The sequence below is a fragment of the Burkholderia sp. BCC0398 genome (assembly GCF_902833245.1).
GTDB classification, from domain to species: domain Bacteria; phylum Pseudomonadota; class Gammaproteobacteria; order Burkholderiales; family Burkholderiaceae; genus Burkholderia; species Burkholderia sola.
Map to the genome: position 1 here is coordinate 326,762 of NZ_CADFEM010000007.1, position 19,335 is coordinate 346,096.

General features: G+C 67.7%; 18 protein-coding genes and 1 tRNA gene. 10 read left to right on the plus strand and 9 right to left on the minus strand.

Annotated features, from left to right (window positions below):
* Window positions 1–106: 106 nt before the first annotated feature.
* The 3 genes from recX to HWX76_RS18125 are packed head-to-tail and all read right to left on the minus strand — an operon-like array spanning window position 107 to window position 2,275.
* Window positions 107–1,012, minus strand: coding sequence for a recombination regulator RecX (gene recX / locus HWX76_RS18115; protein WP_176016123.1), 906 nt, complete (start codon window positions 1,010–1,012; stop codon window positions 107–109).
* Window positions 1,012–2,085 carry a recombinase RecA gene (gene recA, locus HWX76_RS18120; RefSeq protein ID WP_176016124.1) on the minus strand — a complete coding sequence of 358 codons (1,074 nt, stop codon included), beginning with the start codon at window positions 2,083–2,085 and terminating at the stop codon, window positions 1,012–1,014. Before recA ends, recX begins: the two co-directional genes overlap by 1 nt.
* A 49-nt stretch (window positions 2,086–2,134) precedes the next feature.
* Entirely contained in the window at window positions 2,135–2,275 is a 141-nt protein-coding gene (locus HWX76_RS18125) for a hypothetical protein (protein ID WP_160300515.1), read from the minus strand.
* Here HWX76_RS18125 and HWX76_RS18130 point away from each other — a divergent pair.
* The 4 genes from HWX76_RS18130 (at window position 2,274) to HWX76_RS18145 (ending at window position 6,695) form a co-directional block, all read left to right on the plus strand.
* Window positions 2,274–3,002 carry a response regulator transcription factor gene (locus tag HWX76_RS18130; RefSeq protein ID WP_006497347.1) on the plus strand — a complete coding sequence of 243 codons (729 nt, stop codon included), beginning with the start codon at window positions 2,274–2,276 and terminating at the stop codon, window positions 3,000–3,002. The genes HWX76_RS18125 and HWX76_RS18130 overlap by 2 nt on opposite strands.
* A gap of 17 nt (window positions 3,003–3,019) precedes the next feature.
* Window positions 3,020–4,573, plus strand: coding sequence for a sensor histidine kinase (locus HWX76_RS18135; protein WP_089488788.1), 1,554 nt, complete (start codon window positions 3,020–3,022; stop codon window positions 4,571–4,573).
* Between the two features lie 227 nt (window positions 4,574–4,800).
* On the plus strand, window positions 4,801–6,459 hold the full coding sequence (locus tag HWX76_RS18140) for an MFS transporter (protein WP_050014581.1): 1,659 nt from the start codon (window positions 4,801–4,803) through the stop codon (window positions 6,457–6,459).
* A 159-nt stretch (window positions 6,460–6,618) separates the two neighbouring features.
* Window positions 6,619–6,695: transfer RNA gene (locus tag HWX76_RS18145), tRNA-Met, on the plus strand.
* Between the two features lie 104 nt (window positions 6,696–6,799).
* Here the strand turns inward: HWX76_RS18145 and HWX76_RS18150 are convergent.
* Both HWX76_RS18150 and HWX76_RS18155 read right to left on the minus strand, forming a co-directional pair.
* On the minus strand, window positions 6,800–7,774 hold the full coding sequence (locus HWX76_RS18150) for a LysR family transcriptional regulator (protein ID WP_176016125.1): 975 nt from the start codon (window positions 7,772–7,774) through the stop codon (window positions 6,800–6,802).
* Window positions 7,775–7,949: 175 nt separating this feature from the next.
* Entirely contained in the window at window positions 7,950–8,924 is a 975-nt protein-coding gene (locus HWX76_RS18155) for a GlxA family transcriptional regulator (RefSeq protein WP_050014583.1), read from the minus strand.
* A 116-nt stretch (window positions 8,925–9,040) separates the two neighbouring features.
* Between HWX76_RS18155 and HWX76_RS18160 the strand changes: the two genes are divergently transcribed.
* Together HWX76_RS18160 and HWX76_RS18165 are read left to right on the plus strand one after the other, a co-directional pair.
* Window positions 9,041–9,724: a DJ-1/PfpI family protein gene (locus HWX76_RS18160; protein WP_050014585.1), complete on the plus strand. Its 684-nt coding sequence runs from the start codon at window positions 9,041–9,043 to the stop codon at window positions 9,722–9,724.
* A gap of 59 nt (window positions 9,725–9,783) precedes the next feature.
* Window positions 9,784–10,095 (plus strand): cupin domain-containing protein, encoded by a 312-nt coding sequence (locus HWX76_RS18165; protein WP_176016126.1) that lies wholly within the window; start codon window positions 9,784–9,786, stop codon window positions 10,093–10,095.
* Window positions 10,096–10,151: 56 nt separating this feature from the next.
* Here HWX76_RS18165 and HWX76_RS18170 read toward each other — a convergent pair whose 3' ends face one another.
* Window positions 10,152–10,436 (minus strand): PAAR domain-containing protein, encoded by a 285-nt coding sequence (locus HWX76_RS18170; protein ID WP_176016127.1) that lies wholly within the window; start codon window positions 10,434–10,436, stop codon window positions 10,152–10,154.
* A 584-nt stretch (window positions 10,437–11,020) separates the two neighbouring features.
* Here HWX76_RS18170 and HWX76_RS18175 point away from each other — a divergent pair.
* Entirely contained in the window at window positions 11,021–11,908 is an 888-nt protein-coding gene (locus HWX76_RS18175; RefSeq protein WP_124638749.1) for a LysR family transcriptional regulator, read from the plus strand.
* 247 nt (window positions 11,909–12,155) lie between these two features.
* Window positions 12,156–15,263, plus strand: coding sequence for a transglycosylase domain-containing protein (locus tag HWX76_RS18180; protein ID WP_176016128.1), 3,108 nt, complete (start codon window positions 12,156–12,158; stop codon window positions 15,261–15,263).
* Window positions 15,264–15,302: 39 nt separating this feature from the next.
* Here the strand turns inward: HWX76_RS18180 and HWX76_RS18185 are convergent, their stop codons facing one another.
* Window positions 15,303–15,650 (minus strand): GFA family protein, encoded by a 348-nt coding sequence (locus HWX76_RS18185; protein WP_050014595.1) that lies wholly within the window; start codon window positions 15,648–15,650, stop codon window positions 15,303–15,305.
* A gap of 148 nt (window positions 15,651–15,798) precedes the next feature.
* On the opposite strand from HWX76_RS18185, the gene HWX76_RS18190 reads away from it, so the two are divergent.
* Window positions 15,799–16,044: a DUF1272 domain-containing protein gene (locus HWX76_RS18190; protein WP_176016129.1), complete on the plus strand. Its 246-nt coding sequence runs from the start codon at window positions 15,799–15,801 to the stop codon at window positions 16,042–16,044.
* 39 nt (window positions 16,045–16,083) lie between these two features.
* Here HWX76_RS18190 and HWX76_RS18195 read toward each other — a convergent pair whose 3' ends face one another.
* Window positions 16,084–16,767 (minus strand): FadR/GntR family transcriptional regulator, encoded by a 684-nt coding sequence (locus HWX76_RS18195; protein WP_124556520.1) that lies wholly within the window; start codon window positions 16,765–16,767, stop codon window positions 16,084–16,086.
* 146 nt (window positions 16,768–16,913) lie between these two features.
* Here HWX76_RS18195 and dgoD point away from each other — a divergent pair, with 146 nt between their 5' ends.
* The gene (gene dgoD / locus HWX76_RS18200) at window positions 16,914–18,062 is read left to right on the plus strand and encodes a galactonate dehydratase (RefSeq protein ID WP_050014598.1); all 1,149 of its coding nucleotides are present in this window, start codon (window positions 16,914–16,916) and stop codon (window positions 18,060–18,062) included.
* Between the two features lie 148 nt (window positions 18,063–18,210).
* On the opposite strand, the gene HWX76_RS18205 is transcribed toward dgoD, so the two are convergent.
* Complete coding sequence (locus tag HWX76_RS18205; protein ID WP_089488793.1) at window positions 18,211–19,143, minus strand: CopD family protein; 933 nt, start codon at window positions 19,141–19,143, stop codon at window positions 18,211–18,213.
* Window positions 19,144–19,335 lie beyond the last annotated feature (192 nt).

The window sequence follows — 19,335 nt, forward strand, 5'->3', positions numbered from 1 at the left end:
GCATATTGGGTATTTGAGGCATTCGGCCCCGACGGCGGGTATTCCCGCCTGTCCGGAAGCGGTTGCGATGCAGCAAAATCGCGCGCCACGCGCGCGACCGGGCGGCTCAGTCATCGATCGGGAAATCGTCGCCGACCTTCAGCAACTTCACGATGGTCGCGCTCGAGAAGCCCCGCGCGGCCAGGAAGCGCGCCTGCTTCGCGCGCTCGGCAGGCGTTTGCGGCAGTGCACCGAATTTCTTGCGCCAAACGGCCTGCGCGCGCGTCCACTCGGTCTCGCGCAATTGGGCATTCACCTCTTCGACGAGACTGTCGCCGACCGCATGGCGCTTCAGTTCGCTGACGATGCGCGCGACGCCGACGCGCGACGCGCGACGATGCACGAGGCTCTCGGCGAAGCGCGCGTCGGACAGCCAGCCTTCCTTTTCCAGCGCATCGAGCACCGGGTCGACGGATTCGTCCTCGCCGACGTAAGGGGCGAGCTTGCGCGCGAGTTCCGCGCGGCTGTATTCGCGCCTCGACAGATAGCCGAGCGCGCGCCCCTTCAACGACCGCGGCGGCTTCGACGACTCGCGTTCGCGAGCGCCCGGGGCGTCGCTTGAAGCAGCGCCGCCGGAAGATGCGCCGAAAGACGCGCCGGATGCACGGCGTGTGCGGCGCGGATGCTGGCTGCTGCGCGTATAGACATCTTCCGTCGCGGGCGCATCGGCTGCGCGATCGCCCGGGGCACGAGCGCCCGGGGCTCGATCGCCCGGGAAGCGGACACCAGACACCCGACGGCGGGGGCGATCGTGTGCGTCGAACGATTCGTCGTCGAACGGATCGTCCGGTGCGGCAATCTCAAACGAAACGAGGACATCGTCGGATGCCCTCGTCGCGGTGCGGTTCGCTGCGTTGCGGCCTGCGTCCCGCCGGCTGGCGCCCGAGGGTGCGGCTCGCCGGCCGGAGCGACCCGCCGTTTCGGGCGTGTCGTGCTCCTCCGGCTCGCCAGCCCGACCTCGGCGCGCAACCATCACTCTTCTTCGTCCAGCGCCTCGGCTTCGTTGGCTACGCCATCGGGGGGCATGCTGACGACACCGAGCGATTCGCGGATGCGGTTTTCGATCTCGCGCGCGATTTCCGGATTTTCGCGCAGGAATTCACGCGCGTTGTCCTTGCCCTGGCCGATCTTCTCGCCGTTGTAGCTATACCAGGCGCCGGCCTTGTCGACGATCTTCGCCTGCACGCCGAGATCGATGATCTCGCCCTGGCGGGAAATGCCTTCGCCGTACAGGATGTCGAAGATCGCTTCGCGGAACGGCGGCGATACCTTGTTCTTGACGACCTTCACGCGGGTTTCGTTGCCGATCACCTCGTCGTTCTTCTTGATCGAGCCGATCCGGCGGATGTCGAGACGCACCGACGAATAGAACTTCAGTGCGTTGCCGCCCGTCGTGGTTTCCGGGTTGCCGAACATCACGCCGATCTTCATCCGGATCTGGTTGATGAAGATCACGAGGCAGTTCGTGCGCTTGATCGTGCCGGTCAGCTTGCGCAGTGCCTGCGACATCAGGCGGGCCTGCAGGCCCGGCAGCGAATCGCCCATCTCGCCTTCGATTTCGGCCTTCGGCACGAGCGCCGCGACCGAGTCGATGACGATCATGTCGATCGAGCCCGAGCGCACCAGCGCATCGGTGATTTCGAGCGCCTGCTCGCCGGTGTCCGGCTGCGAGATCAGCAGCTCCGGCACGTTCACGCCGAGCTTCGACGCGTACTGGACGTCGAGCGCGTGCTCGGCGTCGATGAAGGCTGCCGTGCCGCCGATCTTCTGCAGTTCGGCGATGACCTGCAGCGTGAGCGTGGTTTTACCGGACGATTCCGGACCGTAGATCTCGACCACCCGGCCGCGCGGCAGGCCGCCGACGCCCAGCGCGATGTCGAGACCCAGCGACCCCGTGGAGACGACCTGGATATTCTCGGCCGCCTCGCCGTCGCCCATGCGCATGATCGAGCCCTTGCCGAACTGCTTCTCGATTTGCGCGAGCGCGGCCGCCAGCGCCTTGCTCTTCTCGGCGGTCATCCCGGAGCCCTTCTTGCTATCTTCCATGAATCGTCCTTTGCTATGATGAGCAGCGTCTGTTGGAGGCGCGCCCGCATCAAGCGCTGCCCACGAATGCAGACACTGTATAAAAAAACAGTGGTTTATGCAAGCCCGCAATGCGGGTTGCGTTGTACACGAATAACTTCGGAGACAGCCGCGCCGGCGCGAACGCCCTGCCGGCATCGGTCAGCAACATGCGAATTCTCATCGCCGAAGACGACAGCATACTCGCGGACGGACTCACCCGGTCACTCCGCCAATCGGGCTATGCCGTCGATCACGTGAAGAGCGGCGTCGACGCCGACACCGCGCTGTCGATGCAGACTTTCGACCTGCTGATCCTCGATCTCGGGCTCCCGAAAATGTCCGGGCTCGACGTGCTCAAGCGCCTGCGCGCGCGCAATTCCAATCTCCCCGTGCTGATCCTGACCGCCGCCGACAGCGTCGACGAACGCGTGAAGGGGCTCGACCTCGGCGCCGACGACTACATGGCCAAGCCGTTCGCACTCAACGAGCTCGAGGCGCGCGTGCGCGCGCTGACCCGGCGCGGCGCCGGCGGCGGCCCGACGGTCGTGCGCCACGGCTCGCTCGCATTCGACCAGGTCGGCCGCATCGCGTATGCGAACGATCACGTGCTCGATCTCTCCGCGCGCGAACTCGGCCTGCTCGAGGTGCTGCTGCAGCGGATCGGCCGCCTCGTGTCGAAGGAACAACTCGTCGATCACCTGTGCGAATGGGGCGAGGAAGTCAGCAACAACGCGATCGAAGTCTACGTGCACCGGCTGCGCAAGAAGATCGAACCGAGCGGCGTGCGGATCTCGACCGTGCGCGGCCTCGGCTATTGCCTCGAGAAGGTCGCGCCCGCGACGCCGGCCGACACGGCGGCGCCCCAGCCCGCGGCCGCCGGCACGCCGCTGCGCTGACGCCGGGCGGCGCCGCGATGGCCACGCCGGCCCATTCCCCTTCCCGCCACCCGACCGGCGCGCCGTCGTCGGCTGCCGACGACGCGCGCGACGCCCGCTACGAGAACCCGTTCGCGCCGCCCGACGAAACCGAATCGCCCGAAACGCCGCGCCCGCGCTCGCTGTTCGGCGAAATCCTCGACTGGATGCTCGCGCCGCTGCTGCTGCTGTGGCCGATGAGCATCGCCGTCACCTATCTCGTCGCGAAGACGATCGCGAACGGCCCGTTCGACCGCGCGCTCGAGACCAACGCGTACGTGCTCGCCCGGCAGATCCATCCGGTCAACGGCGTCGCCGAACTGACGCTGCCGGAGCAGACGCGCGACTTCCTGCGCGCGGACAACATCGACAGCGTCTACTTCCAGGTGCTCGGCACGCGCGGCGAGCTGGTCGCGGGCGAGGCCGACATGCCGCTGCCGCGCGACGAGGACCGTCCGCCGCCGGGCGTCGTCGTGTTCCGCGACGACCTGCTGCGCGGCAACGACGTGCGCGTCGCATATACGACCGTCGCGCTGCCGCAGGCGAGCGGCGCGCAGCCCGTGCTCGTGCAGGTCGGCGAAACGCTCGACAAGCGCAACGCGCTCGCGAACGACATCATCAAGGGCGTGATCCTGCCGCAATTCGTGATCCTGCCGCTCGCGATCCTGCTCGTCTGGTTCGGGCTGTCGCGCGGGCTCGCGCCGCTCAACGCGCTGCAGGCGCACATCCGCGCGCGACGACCCGACGACCTGTCGCCCGTCGAAGCGCAGCGCGCGCCGCCCGAGATCGAACCGCTCGTCACGTCGTTCAACGACCTGCTCGCGCGGCTCGAACAGAACATGGCGCTGCAGAAACGTTTCATCGCCGACGCCGCGCACCAGATGAAGACGCCGCTCGCGGGCCTGCGCACGCAGGCCGAATTCGCGCTGCGCCACCCGGTGCCGCCCGACGTGCAGCGTTCGCTCGAGCAGATCGCGACGAGCTCCGAGCAGGCCGCGCGGCTCGTCACGCAACTGCTGGCGCTCGCGCGTGCCGAAAACCGCGCGAGCGGGCTGACCTTCGAGCCGGTCGAGATCGGCGCACTCGCACGACGCACGGTGCGCGACTGGGTGCAGGCCGCGCTCGCGAAACGGATGGACCTCGGGTACGAAGGCCCGGACGACGACGCGCCGCTCGACGTCGACGGCAATCCGGTGATGCTGCGCGAGATGCTCGGCAACCTGGTCGACAACGCGATCCGCTATACGCCCGAAGGCGGCCGCATCACGGTGCGCGTGCGCGCCGAGCCCGCGGCGCGGCGCGTGCATCTCGAAGTCGAGGATACGGGCCCCGGCATCCCGGCCGGCGAGCGCGATCGCGTCGTCGAGCGCTTCTACCGGATCCTCGGCCGCGAAGGCGACGGCAGCGGCCTCGGGCTCGCGATTGTGCGCGAGATCGCCACGCAGCACGGCGGCACGCTGACGCTCGACGATCACGTCTATCAGCACGCCCCGCGCCTCGCCGGCACGCTCGTGCGCATCAGCCTGCCGCTGGCCGCCCCCGCCCCGGATTAACCCTGACGCGCGCCGCCGCGGCGCGGCGCAAAAACGTCGAAACCGGCGATTTACCAACCGTTCGCGCTACGATCGGCGCGCGAAGCGGCCGATTCGACGCGGGTTAACGCGCAGTGGTTTTGTACGCGCGAGTCAGTGGGCCGTAAGTTTCCGTGCCAATAATCGTCGACAGGCCCGCCCCTCCCACGGCGGCCGCATATCTATATCAAGGGACTTGGAGACGATTCATGGCAACGTTAGGCGGGCAAATTTCGCACTCGCCGATGACGGGCGAAGAGAAGAAGGTGATCTTCGCGTCGTCGCTCGGCACCGTGTTCGAGTGGTACGACTTTTACCTGGCCGGCTCGCTCGCGGCCTACATCAGCAAGAGCTTCTTCTCCGGCGTCAATCCGACCGCCGCGTTCATCTTCACGCTGCTCGGCTTCGCGGCCGGCTTCGCGGTGCGGCCGTTCGGCGCGATCGTGTTCGGCCGGCTCGGCGACCTCGTCGGCCGCAAGCACACGTTCCTCGTGACGATCGTGATCATGGGCGTCTCGACGTTCGTGGTCGGCTTCCTGCCCGGCTACGCGTCGATCGGCATCGCCGCCCCCGTGATCTTCATCGCGATGCGGCTGTTGCAGGGCCTCGCGCTCGGCGGCGAGTACGGCGGCGCGGCGACCTACGTCGCCGAGCATGCGCCGGCCAACCGGCGCGGCTTCTACACCGCATGGATCCAGACGACGGCCACGCTCGGCCTGTTCCTGTCGTTGCTCGTGATCCTCGGCGTACGCACGTTCATCGGCGAGGAAGCGTTCGGCAGCTGGGGCTGGCGCGTGCCGTTCGTCGCGTCGATCCTGCTGCTCGCGGTGTCGGTGTGGATCCGGCTGCAACTGAACGAATCGCCGGTGTTCCTGCGCATCAAGGCGGAAGGCAAGACGTCGAAGGCGCCGCTGACCGAAGCGTTCGGCCAGTGGAAGAACCTGAAGATCGTGATCCTCGCGCTGATCGGCCTGACGGCCGGCCAGGCCGTGGTGTGGTACACGGGTCAGTTCTACGCGCTGTTCTTCCTCACGCAGACGCTGAAGGTCGACGGCGCGAGCGCGAACATCCTGATCGCGATCGCGCTCCTGATCGGCACGCCGTTTTTCCTGTTCTTCGGTTCGCTGTCGGACAAGATCGGCCGCAAGCCGATCATCCTCGCGGGCTGCCTGATCGCGGCGCTGACCTACTTCCCGCTGTTCAAGGCGCTCACGCACTACGCGAACCCGCAGCTCGAACTCGCGACGCAGAAGGCGCCGATCACGGTCATCGCCGATCCGGCCGCCTGCTCGTTCCAGTTCAACCCGGTCGGCACGTCGAAGTTCACGAGTTCGTGCGACATCGCGAAGAGCGCGCTCGCGAAGGCCGGCCTGAACTACGAGAACGTCGCGGCGCCGGCCGGTACGCCGGCCCAGATCAAGGTCGGCGACACGGTGATCCAGACCTACGACGGCAAGGCGGCCGACGCGAAGGTGCAGGGCGCGGCATTCGACAAGACGCTCGCGTCGACGCTGAAGGGGGCCGGCTACCCGGCCAAGGCGGACCCGGCGCAACTCAACTGGCCGATGACGATCGTGATCCTGACGATCCTCGTGATCTTCGTGACGATGGTCTACGGCCCGATCGCGGCGATGCTGGTCGAGATGTTCCCGACGCGGATCCGCTACACGTCGATGTCGCTGCCCTATCACATCGGCAACGGCTGGTTCGGCGGCTTCCTGCCGGCGACCGCGTTCGCGATCGTCGCGGCGAAGGGCAACATCTACTCGGGGCTCTGGTATCCGATCGTGATCGCGCTGGCCACGTTCGTGATCGGCCTGCTGTTCGTCAAGGAGACGAAGGACTCGGACATCTACGCGCAGGATTGATGTTGGCTGCGCAGCGGGGAAAGGCCGGCGGAGGCACTGCTTCCGCTGGCCGGCTCCCGCCCGCGATGGAGGCCGGCACGGGCCGCCGGCAACTTTTTTCGGGGAAGATGGAAAAAGGTATTGACAGCCGGCCGGCCGATCGACATAATTTGGGTCTTCGGCGAATTAGCTCAGTCGGTTAGAGCGACGGAATCATAATCCGCAGGTCCGGGGTTCGAATCCCTGATTCGCCACCAAATGCGAAAAGCCGCTGTTTCGAAAGAAACAGCGGCTTTTTCATTGCTTCAGCGCACACGGTGCCGCACGTTGCCCGTCCTTCAGCCCGCGTGCTGCGCCGCGACTACGCCACCACCGCTCCGCGCTTCGCATCCCGTGCCTCCGCCCCCACCTTCCCCCGCCAGTTCTCCCCACCCTCCAGCGCCGGCGTCGACTCGAACACCTCCGCGATCCAGTCCGCAAACACGCGCACCTTCTGCGACAAATGCCGGTTGTGCGGATACACGATGGAAATCGGCTTCGGCTTCGGATTGCTGTCCGGCAGCACTTCGACCAGCGAACCGTCGAGCAGGTGCGGCAGCACCATGAACAGCGTCGGCTGGATCATCCCGAAGCCTTCGAGCCCGCACGTCACGTAGGCATCCGAATCGTTGACCGTGACGCTGCCGTTCATCCGCACCTCGAACGGCTTGCCGTCGATCATGAACACCCACGGAATCGCCCGCGCGCCGTGGCTCGAGCGGAAATTCACCGCATGATGTTCGACGAGATCGGCAATCTCGTTCGGTTCGCCGTGACGGGCCAGGTAATCAGGCGACGCGCACGTCACGCGCTTGAGCATCCCGATGCGCCGCGCGACCATCGACGAATCCTCGAGCGGCCCGACCCGGATCATGCAGTCGATGCCCTCCTCGACCGGATCGACGTAGCGGTCGGACAGCCCCAGCTCGAGCGTGATGTCCGGATAGCGCTGCCGGAAAATCGACAGCGACGGCAGCACGATGCGCCGCCCGAGCGAACTCGGCATGTGGACGCGCAGCATGCCGCTCGGCTTGCGGTTGCCGGCCTGGAAACTCGCGTCGGCCTCGGCGATCTCCGCGATGATCTTCATGCAATGCTCGTAGTACGCGGCGCCCTCCGGCGTCAGCGACAGCCGGCGCGTCGTCCGGTGCATCAGGCGCACGCCGAGCAGCGCCTCGAGATTCTGGATGATGGTCGTCACCGACGCGCGCGGCATCGCGAGCGTGTCGGCCGCCCGCGTGAAGCTGTTCGCGTCGACCACGCGGGTAAAAACTTCCATTGCCTGGATTCGGTCCATGCCGCTTCCCCTTCGAATCACCAACGGAACAGAATAGAGCCCGCGGCGGGCGCGGCACAAGCCCCCGCCTATTGTTGTCCAATCCTGAATAGTTTCGGTGCTTCGGACTCGAAACCGACCGGTTTCCGTTCAGTTCCGCGCAGCGCCTGCTCCGGCCCCGCTCATCCGTCGTCCGTTACCGCACGAACCGCTCGCGATATCCCTGCGGCGACACGCCGAGCACGCGCACGAAACTGCGTCGCAGCGTCTCCTCGGTACCGAAGCCGCAACGCCCGGCGATCCGCTTGACGGGCCACGCCGTTTCGCCGAGCAGGCGTTGCGCGGCCTCGACCCGGATCTGCTCGACCGCGCGCGCGGGCGTGCGGCCGGTCTCCGCACGATAGTGGCGCACGAAGCTGCGCTCGCTCATGCTCACGCGCTCGGCGAGCGCGGGCACCGACAGGTCGGCCGTCAAGTGCTCGGCCATCCACGCGTGCAGCTCGCCGAACCGGTCGGCAGTGCGCTGCATCGACAGCATCGTGCTGAACTGCGCCTGTCCGCCCGGACGCTTCAGGAACACGACGAGTTCGCGCGCGACGTCGAGCGCGGTCGCCCGACCGAGATCCTCTTCGACCAGCGCGAGCGCCAGATCGATGCCGGCCGTCACGCCGGCCGACGTCCACAGCGCGCCTTCGCGGATGAAGATCGGGTCCGGTTCGACACGCACGTTCGGGTAGCGCGCCGCGAATTCGTCGCAGCGCGCCCAGTGCGTGACCGCGCGCCGCCCGTCGAGCAGGCCGGCCTCGGCGAGCAGGAACGCGCCGGTGCAGACCGACGCCACGCGCCGCGCGCGCCCGGCCTGCTGCCGCACCCAACTCACCACCCGCGCATCCTTCGACGCCGCATGCACGCCCTTCCCGCCGGCGACGATCAGCGTGTCGGGACGGCGCGCGGCCGCGCGCAGCGACTCGGCCATCACGACGAGGCCCGACGACGTCTCGACGGGCCCGGCTTCGACGGCCACGACGCGCGGCGCATACGGCGCCGGCTGCCCGCGCTCCAGCGCGAGCTCGTTGACGGATGCGAACACCTGCAGCGGCCCCGTCACATCGAGCAGTTGCGCACGGGGAAACGCGAGGACGAGGATCGAACGCGGAGCGGCGGCGGGCATGGCGATTGGCTGAAAACGTGGGCGATATGGCAATTTCGCCAAACACTACGCGCCTAGAATCGGTCTGTCCATCCCGTGCCGAACGGCGCGCGTTCCCTTCCCGACGGAGTCCTCGCATGAGCCTGCATATCGGCCTTCTCGTCTTTCCGGGCGTCCAGCAACTCGACCTCACCGGCCCGCACGACGTGCTCGCGTCGCTGCCCGACGCGGCCGTCCATCTGGTGTGGAAGTCGCGCGACGCGGTCGCGTCGAGCAGCGGCCTCGCGCTCGCGCCCACCTGCACGTTCGACGATTGCCCGCCGCTCGACGTGATCTGCATCCCGGGCGGGATCGGCATCAACGACCTGCTGCTCGATACCGAAACGATCGCGTTCGTGCAACGGCGCGCGGCCACCGCGCGCTACGTGACGTCGGTCTGCACGGGCGCGCTGCTGCTCGGCGTGGCCGGCCTGCTGCGCGGACGGCGCGCGACGACGCACTGGCGGTTCCACTCGCTGCTCGAACCGTTGGGCGCGATACCGGTGCGCGAGCGCGTCGTGCGCGACGGCAACCTGGTCACGGGCGGCGGCGTGACGGCCGGCATCGACTTCGCGCTGACGATCGCCGCGGAGCTGGTCGGCGACGAAGAAGCGCAGGCGATCCAGTTGCAACTCGAATATGCGCCCGCGCCGCCGTTCGACGCCGGCTCGCCCGATACCGCGCCGGCTGCGGTCGTGACGCGCGTCACCGAACGGACGGCCGCCGGCTTCGAGAAGCGCAAGCAGATCGTCGAGCAGGCGCTGCGCGCAGCGTCGCGCTGAACGCGGATGTCGGAAAAATCACGGGAAAGCGGCACACACGCGTGCCGGAGAACACATCGATGAAGATCATCCGGAGTGCCGCATTCACGGCGGACTGCGCGTGGGGCGCGCTCGACATCGCGAACCTGAACGGCATCACGGTCCGGCTGCACTGGACCGACCAGCCGTATCGCTGGCACGTGAACGACGGCGAGGAGGTGTTCGCGGTGCTCGATGGCCGCGTCGAGATGCGCTACCGCGACGCAGGCGTCGAGCATGCGACGGTGCTCGAGACGGGCGACGTCTTCCATGCGACGGTCGGCACCGAGCACGTCGCGCATCCGCTCGGCGCCGCGCGCATCCTCGTGATCGAGACCGCAGGCAGCGTCTGACGGCGGGCATCGGTGTCTCGACGCAGCGCGGACGACGAACGCCCGCGTGGCGGGGCTCAGCCCGAGATCGTCCCGGTCGCCTGCGACGGGAACAGTTTCGGCTGCGGCGTGCACAGACACTGGCACAGGTCGTGTTCGAGCGCGACGACCTTGCCCATCACGGTCATCGTGCGCTCGCCGCCGTCCGATACGATCACGCCCGGCGACTTGCACGCCGCGCAGAACACAGCTGCGCCGAGATAGGAGAGTTCGCGCCCGTCGAACGACGAATTGGCGATCCCTTCGAGCACGACGCCGCCGTGATCGGTCGTGTCGCCCTTCAGAATGAATTTGCGGCTCATGATGTCGGTTCTTCCCTCGGAAACGCCGCGCGACGCAACCGCGCACGGGCATCGTGAAACCGCCCGTCGGTCGCGGGCGTCCCGCGAGCATATCACCGCTGGCCGCGGCCGCGACACGGGTCCTCGGCGTGGGCCGCCCGCTGCAACACGTGTTCGCCGCGCACGGCCATCCGGCGGCCACGCGCGCTCACGCGCCGCGATGCGCCAAACCCGATTACCTGCGACTACCCGTTCCGCCGTTCCGCCGAGGCCGTGCGCCGGCACGAACGCGCGAAGCTGCCAACGCAACAGGGACGTATACGGTTCGGCATCACATCGCATCGATAACGTCCGATTCTTTAACGAAAAAGTAGCCTATATTTTCGTACAATTACTAAATACAAATCCGTCAAAAAGGTTTAATGACAATCTCAATCAAATCGCCAATTCAACGACTTTAATGCCTTGTAATCCACCATTCTCATACCGTTCGCACACCAGATAAATACACGATTCCATAATAATAATTCGCGAAAAACGTCCGTTAAAATCCAGCAAACCGATAGATAGAATCAAGTCATCGCTTTCTATTTATCGATAAAAAAATGGACGAACTCCTACCGATGCGACTATTCGTCAAGGTCGCCGAACTTCGCAGTTTCGCGCGCGCGGCCACGGAACTGAACATCTCCAATTCGTCGGCCACCCGCCTCGTGATGAGCATCGAGGATCGGCTCGGCGCACGCCTGCTGAATCGCACCACCCGCAGCCTGTCGCTGACCGACGCGGGCCACCTCTATCTGGCGCAGATACGTCACGTGATCGACGAGATCGACCGGGTCGAGGAAACGATCGCCTCGATGCATCACGAACCGATTGGATCGCTGAAAATCGCCGCGCCGGTCATGTTCGGCATGCACGTGCTCGCGCCGGCCATCGACGCGTTCAAGACGCGCCATCCGGCCATCGTGCCGGAAGTCACGATCGTGGACCGTCACGTCGACCTCGTGTCCGAGGGCTTCGACATCGGGCTGCTGCTGTCGCAGCACATCGGCAACAACACCCTCGTGAAGCGCCCGCTCACGCGCATCAACCGGATCGTCTGCGCGGCGCCGCACTATGTCGAACGGCACGGCGCGCCGGGCCATCCGCACGATCTCGCATCGCACGCGGGCCTGGCATTCCATGCCGATTTCGCGGGCGAATACCTGTCGTTCGAACACGAACAAACGCGCATCACCGTGCGCCCGAACAAATCCGCATCGTCGAACAACGTCGGGTTGATCCGGAACTGGGCGCTGTCCGGCATGGGCATCGCGGTCCTGCCCGATTTCCTCGTCAAGCCGGATCTCGACGACGGCCGGCTGCTCGCGCTGCTGCCCGGCTATCGGCTCGAAGCCCTCGAGATGAATGTCGCGTACCCGACCCGCCGGCATTTTCCGCGCAAGGCACGGCTGTTCGTCGATCACCTGATCGAGCATTTCACCAGTTGAATGAACGGTGAAATCGCGCACCATTTTTCCACGCTGCGTCGCCGCCGCCCGCCCGACCTGCCCAGGGCCGGCGCACCGCGCCGGCTGGCGCCCCGACCGCCATCGACCCGTTGCCCGGCCGGCGCGGGCACGCCTGTTGCGCCGGCGCATCTCGGTAGTCAACCGGCCTTGGCAGCCCGCCGCGGAGGACTACACTAATCCTTAATGGGGTGTGGCCGGACAACCGCGCCCTCAGGGAGACGCCGCCATGAATCGGCCGCTGAATCGTATCCTCCCGCGCGTGACCGGTCCCGCATCGGTCTGGACGTGGGTCAAGTGGTCTTTGCTCGCCGCACTGCTGATCGCGGTGGCGATCGTCGCGCGGCTGGTGCAGACCGAGATCGAAACGTCCCGGCTGCAGGCGCGCTACCTGTCCGAGCTCACCCGCGACGTCGGCTATACGGTCGAGACGGGGCCGAGCGATCACATCCGCTTCCCCGGGAACGGCCCGTACGACCAGCGCTTCGGCTACGCGCTGATCCCCGCGTTCCAGCAGCGGCTGCTCGCGCGCGGCTTCGTCGTCAGCGAACAGGCGCGCGATTCGCAGCGGATGCTGTCGCTCGGCGAGCGCGGGCTATTTCTCCCTTACGAAGAGAAAGACCAGACGGGCCTGATGCTGTTCGATTCGACCGGCTCGCCGCTGTTCGCGACCGTGTTCCCGCAGCGCGTCTATGCCGACTTCGACACGGTGCCGCGCGTGATCACCGATTCGCTGCTGTTCATCGAGGATCGCTACCTGCTCGATGCGAACGAACCGAACCGCAACCCGGCGATCGACTGGGGGCGCTTCAGCCGCGCGCTGGCCGACCAGGCGCTGCACGTGGTCAATCGCCATCAGGCGCGCCCGGGCGGCAGCACGCTCGCGACGCAGATCGAGAAATTCCGCCATTCGCCCGAGGGCCGCACCGCGACGCCGCCCGAGAAGCTGCGGCAGATCGCGTCCGCGTCGGTGCGCGCGTACCTGAACGGCCCGCAGACGATGCTCGCGCGCCGCACGATCGTGGTGCGCTACCTGAACTCCGTGCCGCTCGCCGCGCGGCCGCACGTCGGCGAAATCACCGGCATCGGCGACGGCCTCGCCGCGTGGTACGGCCGCGACTTCAACGACGTGAACCGGGTGCTCTCCGCGCCGACGACCGGCGACAACGTCGACCAGCAAGGCAAGATGTTCCGCGAGGCGCTGTCGCTGCTGATCGCGCAGCGCGCGCCGTCGTACTTCCTCAACCGCGGCTATCCGGCGCTGCAGAAGCTGACCGACAGCTACCTGCGGCTGCTGTCGAACGGCGGCGTGATCTCGCCCGCGCTGCGCGATGCCGCGCTCGCCGCGCAGATCGAACGCAGCGCGCCGCCGGCCGCCGCGCGCGTGCAGTCGTTCGTGTCGCGCAAGGCCGCGACCTCCGCGCGCGCGTCGCTGCTGTCGGCGCTCGGCATCAGCGACCTGTACCAGCTCGACCAGCTCGATCTGCAGGCCACCAGCACGCTCGACAACGGCGTGCAGCAGGCGGTCGCGGAGCGGCTCGCGCGGGCATCGACGCGCGACGGCGCGCAGGCCGCCGGCCTGTACGGTTTCGAGATGCTGGCGCCGAAGGACGACCCGTCGCACCTCACGTACAGCTTCACGCTGTACGAGCACCGCAACGGCGCGAACATGCTGCGCGTGCAGACCGACAGCGTGAACCAGCCGTTCGACGTGAATCGCGGCGGCCGCATCAACCTCGGCTCGACCGCGAAGCTGCGCACGCTGATCACGTACCTGCAGATCGTCGCCGACCTGCATGCGCGCTATGCGAACCTGTCGAACGCGGAGCTGGCGCGCGTGAAACCGGATCCGATCGACGGGCTGTCGCGCTGGGCGCTCGACTACCTGTCGCATACGCGCGACCGCTCGCTGCAGGCGATGCTGGATGCGTCCGTCGAACGCAAGTATTCGGCGAGTCCGGACGTGTTCTACACGGGCGGCGGCGCGCAGGTGTTCTCGAACTTCGAAAAGTCGGACAACGGCCGCATCCTGACGCTGCACGCGGCGTTCGAGCACTCGGTCAACCTCGTGTTCGTGCGGCTGATGCGCGACATCGTCCACTACGAAACGCTGCAGGCGGCCGGCCCGTCGTCGTCGTGGCTCAACGATCCCGTGCAGCGCCAGCATTACCTGCAGCAATTCGTCGACGGCGAAAGCCAGGTCTACGTGAAGCGCTACTACACGCGCTATGCGGGCAAGGCGCCCGACGACGCGCTCGCGCTGATGCTGCGCGACGTACGCAAGTCGCCGCCGAAGCTCGCGACGGTGCTGCGCAGCGTCGCGCCGAACGAATCGCTTGCATGGTTCGATGCGCAGATGCGCGCGCAACTGAAAGGCACGCCGGCCGCGACGCTGTCCGACGACGATCTCGCCGCGCTCTACGCGAAGTACGCGATCGACCGCTTCAACCTCAACGATCGCGGCTATATCGCGAGCGTTCATCCGCTCGCGCTGTGGACGCTCAACTACCTGCGCGCACATCCGGCCGCGTCGCTCGCCGACGTGCAGCGCGACAGTCGCGATGCGCGTTTCTACACGTATTCGTGGCTGTACAAGACCCGCTACCACGCGACGCAGGACCGCCGCATCCGCCGCATGGTCGAGCTGCGCGCGTACGCGGAAATCACGAAGTCGTGGCGCGCGCTCGGCTACCCGTTCGCGGAGGTGACGCCGTCCTACGCGGCCGCGATCGGCGCCTCGGGCGACCAGCCCGACGCGCTCGCGAAACTGATCGGCCTGATCGCGAACGGCGGCCAGAAGGCGCCGACCGAGACGATCACACGGCTCGATTTCGCGAAGGGCACGCCGTACGAAACCCGCTTCGTGCGCGCGGCCGCGCAGCCGCAGCCGATGCTGGCGCCGGAGATCGTCAACGTCGCACACACGCTGCTGCGCGACGTCGTGCTCCACGGCACCGCGCGCCGCCTCGCGGGCGGGCTCACGCTGCCGGACGGCAAGACGCTCGACGTGTACGGCAAGACCGGGACGGGCGACCAGCGCTTCAACATCTATGCGCGCGGCGCGCGGCTGATCGAGTCGCGCAAGGTCAACCGCAGCGGCACCTTCGTGTTCGCGATCGGCGACCGGTTCTTCGGCGTGCTGACGGCGACCGCGCACGAGCCGTATGCGGCGCGCTACGACTTCACGAGCGCGATGGCCGTGCAGTTGCTGAAGTCGATGGCGCCGGCGCTCGCGCCGCTGATCGAACGCCCGGCCGACGCCGGCACGCGCACCGCCGGCCCGGCGCCGCAAGCGGAAACGCCTGCGCCGAACGCGGCGGCCGTGCAACCCTCCTGATCCGATTGCGCCGCGCAGGCGCCCGCAACCGCGCGCCGCTCAGCGCGAGCGGCCGTCGTAGTGCGTGACGGGTAGCGCGTCGAGATCAACGCCCTCGACGCAGCGCACGTTGATCGCGGCCATTGCGGTGCCGTCCGGATGGACGCCTTCGCCGAATACATGAATCCCGCACCGCTTGCAGAAGCGATGCCGGATCACGTGCTTGTTGAACAGGTAGGTCGCGAGATTTTCGTCGGGCGTCAGCAGCTTCATGTGGTCGCGCGGCACGAACCACATCAGCGCGCCCTTGCGCTGGCAGATCGAGCAGTTGCACGCCATCACGCCCTGCAGGTCGCCTTCCGCCTCGAACGTCACGTCGCCGCAATGACAGCTTCCGCGATAGAGCATGGTCGTCTCCCGGTGCAGCCCGTGCGCAGCGCCGGCGCCCAGGCGGGACGCCGTTGGCCGGGCCGATCCAAACGCGTACAGTAGCGCTCGCACGCGCCGCACGCAATGTCCGGGCGGCGCCCATCCGTCATCGACCCAGGAGACCCTCATGCTCGAACTGCGCCCCGGCTGCGAATGCTGCGACAAGGACCTGCCGCCCGATTCGGCGGAAGCGCGCATCTGTACATTTGAATGTACGTTCTGCGCGGCCTGCGCCGACGACGTGCTGAAGGGCCGCTGCCCGAACTGCGGCGGCGACCTGGTCGCGCGGCCGCGGCGGCCGGCGAGCCTGCTCGCGAAGTACCCGCCGTCGACGAAACGCATCCACAAGCCGGGCGGCTGCGCGAACGCCTGACGACACGGCGCGGCGCGGGGGCCGCCTCGCCCCGCTCCGTCACGACATCTCGATCCGCGCGCGCGTCACCGCGAGCAGCGTCGCCATCGCGCGGCGCGCGCCGTCTTCGTCGCGCACGCGGATCGCGTCGCTGACGGCCGTGTGCTCGGCAAGCGACGCGTTGTACACGTCCGCCCGGCGCGCGTTCAGCTGCAGTTGCGCCTCGAGCGTGCGATCGATCAGCGCGCCGAGCGGCACCAGCAGCTCGTTGCCGCCGGCCTCCAGCACGCTCAGGTGAAAGTGCAGGTCGGCGCGCACCCATTCGTCGACGTTGCGCGCGGCGGCCATCGCGCGCACCGCGCCGTCGATCGCGTCGAAGGCTTCGGGCGTATGGGTGCGCGCGGCGAGCGCAGCCGCGTGCGGCTCGATCATCTCGCGCATTTCCTGCAGCTTCAGCGCGAACGCGAGCGGCGGCGCGACGCGCGCATACCAGTCGAGCAGGTCGGCATCGAGCAGGTTCCACGCACGGCGCGGCCGCACGCGCGTGCCGACCTTCGGCCGCGATTCGACCAGCCCCTTCGACGTCAGCGTGCGCAGCGCCTCGCGCATCACCGTGCGGCTCACGCCGTACATCTCCATCAGGTCGGGTTCCCTCGGCAGCAGCGATTCGGGCGGATAGTCGCCGCGCAGGATCGCCGTCGCGAGCCGGAAGGCCGTCTGTCCATGCAGGTCGCGTTGAATGATCGTTCTCCGTCGGGCGGGCTGCCCACTATCTGCACATTAATGCTATTAATACTATTTTTTATTCGACTACGCTAGGATAACCGTGAAAGCACGGATCGTGCGCCGCGCCCGCGCGGGCGCGCCGGTCAATCATGGAGACACGCGTCATGAAAATCACCCGCCTCGAAACGTTCGTCGTCCCGCCCCGCTGGCTGTTCCTCAAGATCGAAACCGACGAGGGCATCATCGGCTGGGGCGAGCCCGTCGTCGAAGGCCGCGCGCACACGGTCGAGGCCGCCGTGCAGGAACTGGCCGACTACCTGGTCGGCCGCGACCCGCTGTTGATCGAGGATCACTGGCAGGTGATGTACCGCGCGGGCTTCTACCGCGGCGGCCCGATCATGATGAGCGCGATCGCGGGCGTCGACCAGGCGCTGTGGGACATCAAGGGCAAGCATCACGGCGTGCCCGTGCACGCGCTGCTCGGCGGCCAGGTGCGCGACCGCATCAAGGTGTATTCGTGGATCGGCGGCGACCGGCCGAGCGACGTCGCGAACAATGCGCGCGCGGTGGTCGAGCGCGGCTTCAAGGCCGTGAAGATGAACGGCTCCGAGGAACTGCAGATCGTCGACACCTACGACAAGGTCGAACAGGTGATCGCGAACGTCGCGGCGGTGCGCGACGCGGTCGGCCCGCACGTCGGGATCGGCGTCGACTTCCACGGCCGCGTGCACAAGCCGATGGCGAAGGTGCTCGCGAAGGAACTCGACCCGTACAAGCTGATGTTCATCGAGGAGCCGGTGCTGTCGGAGAACGCCGAGGCGCTGCGCGACATCGTCAACCAGACCAACACGCCGATCGCGCTCGGCGAGCGGCTGTACTCGCGCTGGGACTTCAAGCACATCCTCGCGGGCGGCTACGTCGACATCATCCAGCCGGACGCATCGCACGCGGGCGGCATCACCGAGTGCCGCAAGATCGCGACGCTCGCGGAAAGCTACGACGTCGCGCTCGCGCTGCATTGCCCGCTCGGGCCGATCGCGCTCGCCGCGTGCCTGCAGCTCGACGCGATCAGCTACAACGCGTTCATCCAGGAACAGAGCCTCGGCATCCACTACAACCAGGGCAACGACCTGCTCGACTATCTGCGCAACCCCGAGGTGTTCCGCTACGACGATGGCTTCGTCGCGATCCCGCAAGGGCCGGGGCTCGGCATCGACGTGAACGAGGAGAAGGTGCGCGAGATGGCGAAGACCGGCCATCGCTGGCGCAACCCGGTGTGGCGCCACGCGGACGGCAGCGTCGCCGAGTGGTGATGAACGCGTGAGATAAATAAGAAAGACGCGGGGTGCGGCGCGCGCCGCGCAATGCGTTCGACACGGCCGCCCGACAAGGCGGCCGTTCTTGCATCCGCGCCACGCCAGCGGCGCGCGCCAGCGCCCTGCGCCCTGCGCCGTTCGGCCGTCAGCCGAGCGCCGCGAATCCCGGCACGCTGAACGACAGCACGGCCGCCGCCACGAACACGCCGATCATCGTCATCCCTTCGAGATGCAGGATGTTGCGGAACGTGTACGCGTCCTCGGTCGACGCGGTGCGGCGCAGGCGCGGCAGCGCCGAGAAGCGGTTGAGCCCGCCAAGCACGAGCGCGAGCGCGACGAGCAGCAACTTCAGCAGCAACACGCGCCCCCACGTGCTGCCGTCGAGCGGCGCGAGCGAGCCGCCGAGCCCGCGGATCGCGTTGAGCACGCCGGTGCCGAGCACGAAGACGACCGCGACGATCGACGTGCGCGACAGGTGCTGGCCGATGCGGATCAGCGCGCCGCGCGCGACCGACGTCCCGAGCGCCGGCAACACCGCGAGCCCGCCCGCGAGCACGAGGCCGCCCCATACGGCGGTGGCCAGCAGGTGCAGCGTCTGCACGCCGACCGCCGCGGACAGCACGCCGCTGTCGGCCGCATGGCCGAGCGACGCCTTGCCGGCCGCGACCACGATCACCGCGAGCCACAGCACTGCATGCGCGACCGGGCCGTCCGGCTTCGCGAGCGCGACGACCGCGAGCAGCAGCGCGCCGGCGAACGCGACGCTCCACGCGAAGCCCGTATGCGTTTGCATCAGCATGACGGGAATCGCGGCGAACGCGCCGCCGAGCCCCGCGCCGCTCATCGTCGCGGCCTCGTAGACGAGCCAGCCGAGATCGGCGAGCACCAGCGCCAGCGCCGCCGCGACCAGCGAATGTTGCGCGCGCAGCCAGGCGGGGTGCGACGGCGCGATGACCGGCCGCGCACCGTCCTTGCCGAGCCACGCCTTGAGCAGCGCCGAGCCGACCGCCATCGCGAACGCCGCATCCATCAGCGCCGCGAGCGCGACCTGACCGATCCACAAGCTGTCGAACTTCATCGCGCGCCCCCTCCCGCAAGCGGCAGGCCGGCAGTGCGGCGGCACCGGGACGGACAGCGGGACGGACAGCGGGAGGCAGGCAACGGCACGGTAGAAAACGTCATCGATGAATCCGGAAACGGGAGAAATGACTGGACCTGCGGCGGAGGCGGCGCCGCGCGACCCGCGAGTGTACGGTCTTCGATGGGGAAA

Bases quoted from the DNA above. Each gene is read 5' to 3' on its own strand.
- recX (WP_176016123.1), bottom strand. From the start codon at position 1,012: ATGGTTGCGCGCCGAGGTCGGGCTGGCGAGCCGGAGGAGCACGACACG.
- recA (WP_176016124.1), bottom strand. From the start codon at position 2,085: ATGGAAGATAGCAAGAAGGGCTCCGGGATGACCGCCGAGAAGAGCAAG.
- HWX76_RS18130 (WP_006497347.1), top strand. From the start codon at position 2,274: ATGCGAATTCTCATCGCCGAAGACGACAGCATACTCGCGGACGGACTC.
- HWX76_RS18125 (WP_160300515.1), bottom strand. From the start codon at position 2,275: ATGTTGCTGACCGATGCCGGCAGGGCGTTCGCGCCGGCGCGGCTGTCT.
- HWX76_RS18135 (WP_089488788.1), top strand. From the start codon at position 3,020: ATGGCCACGCCGGCCCATTCCCCTTCCCGCCACCCGACCGGCGCGCCG.
- HWX76_RS18140 (WP_050014581.1), top strand. From the start codon at position 4,801: ATGGCAACGTTAGGCGGGCAAATTTCGCACTCGCCGATGACGGGCGAA.
- HWX76_RS18150 (WP_176016125.1), bottom strand. From the start codon at position 7,774: ATGGACCGAATCCAGGCAATGGAAGTTTTTACCCGCGTGGTCGACGCG.
- HWX76_RS18155 (WP_050014583.1), bottom strand. From the start codon at position 8,924: ATGCCCGCCGCCGCTCCGCGTTCGATCCTCGTCCTCGCGTTTCCCCGT.
- HWX76_RS18160 (WP_050014585.1), top strand. From the start codon at position 9,041: ATGAGCCTGCATATCGGCCTTCTCGTCTTTCCGGGCGTCCAGCAACTC.
- HWX76_RS18165 (WP_176016126.1), top strand. From the start codon at position 9,784: ATGAAGATCATCCGGAGTGCCGCATTCACGGCGGACTGCGCGTGGGGC.
- HWX76_RS18170 (WP_176016127.1), bottom strand. From the start codon at position 10,436: ATGAGCCGCAAATTCATTCTGAAGGGCGACACGACCGATCACGGCGGC.
- HWX76_RS18175 (WP_124638749.1), top strand. From the start codon at position 11,021: ATGGACGAACTCCTACCGATGCGACTATTCGTCAAGGTCGCCGAACTT.
- HWX76_RS18180 (WP_176016128.1), top strand. From the start codon at position 12,156: ATGAATCGGCCGCTGAATCGTATCCTCCCGCGCGTGACCGGTCCCGCA.
- HWX76_RS18185 (WP_050014595.1), bottom strand. From the start codon at position 15,650: ATGCTCTATCGCGGAAGCTGTCATTGCGGCGACGTGACGTTCGAGGCG.
- HWX76_RS18190 (WP_176016129.1), top strand. From the start codon at position 15,799: ATGCTCGAACTGCGCCCCGGCTGCGAATGCTGCGACAAGGACCTGCCG.
- dgoD (WP_050014598.1), top strand. From the start codon at position 16,914: ATGAAAATCACCCGCCTCGAAACGTTCGTCGTCCCGCCCCGCTGGCTG.
- HWX76_RS18205 (WP_089488793.1), bottom strand. From the start codon at position 19,143: ATGAAGTTCGACAGCTTGTGGATCGGTCAGGTCGCGCTCGCGGCGCTG.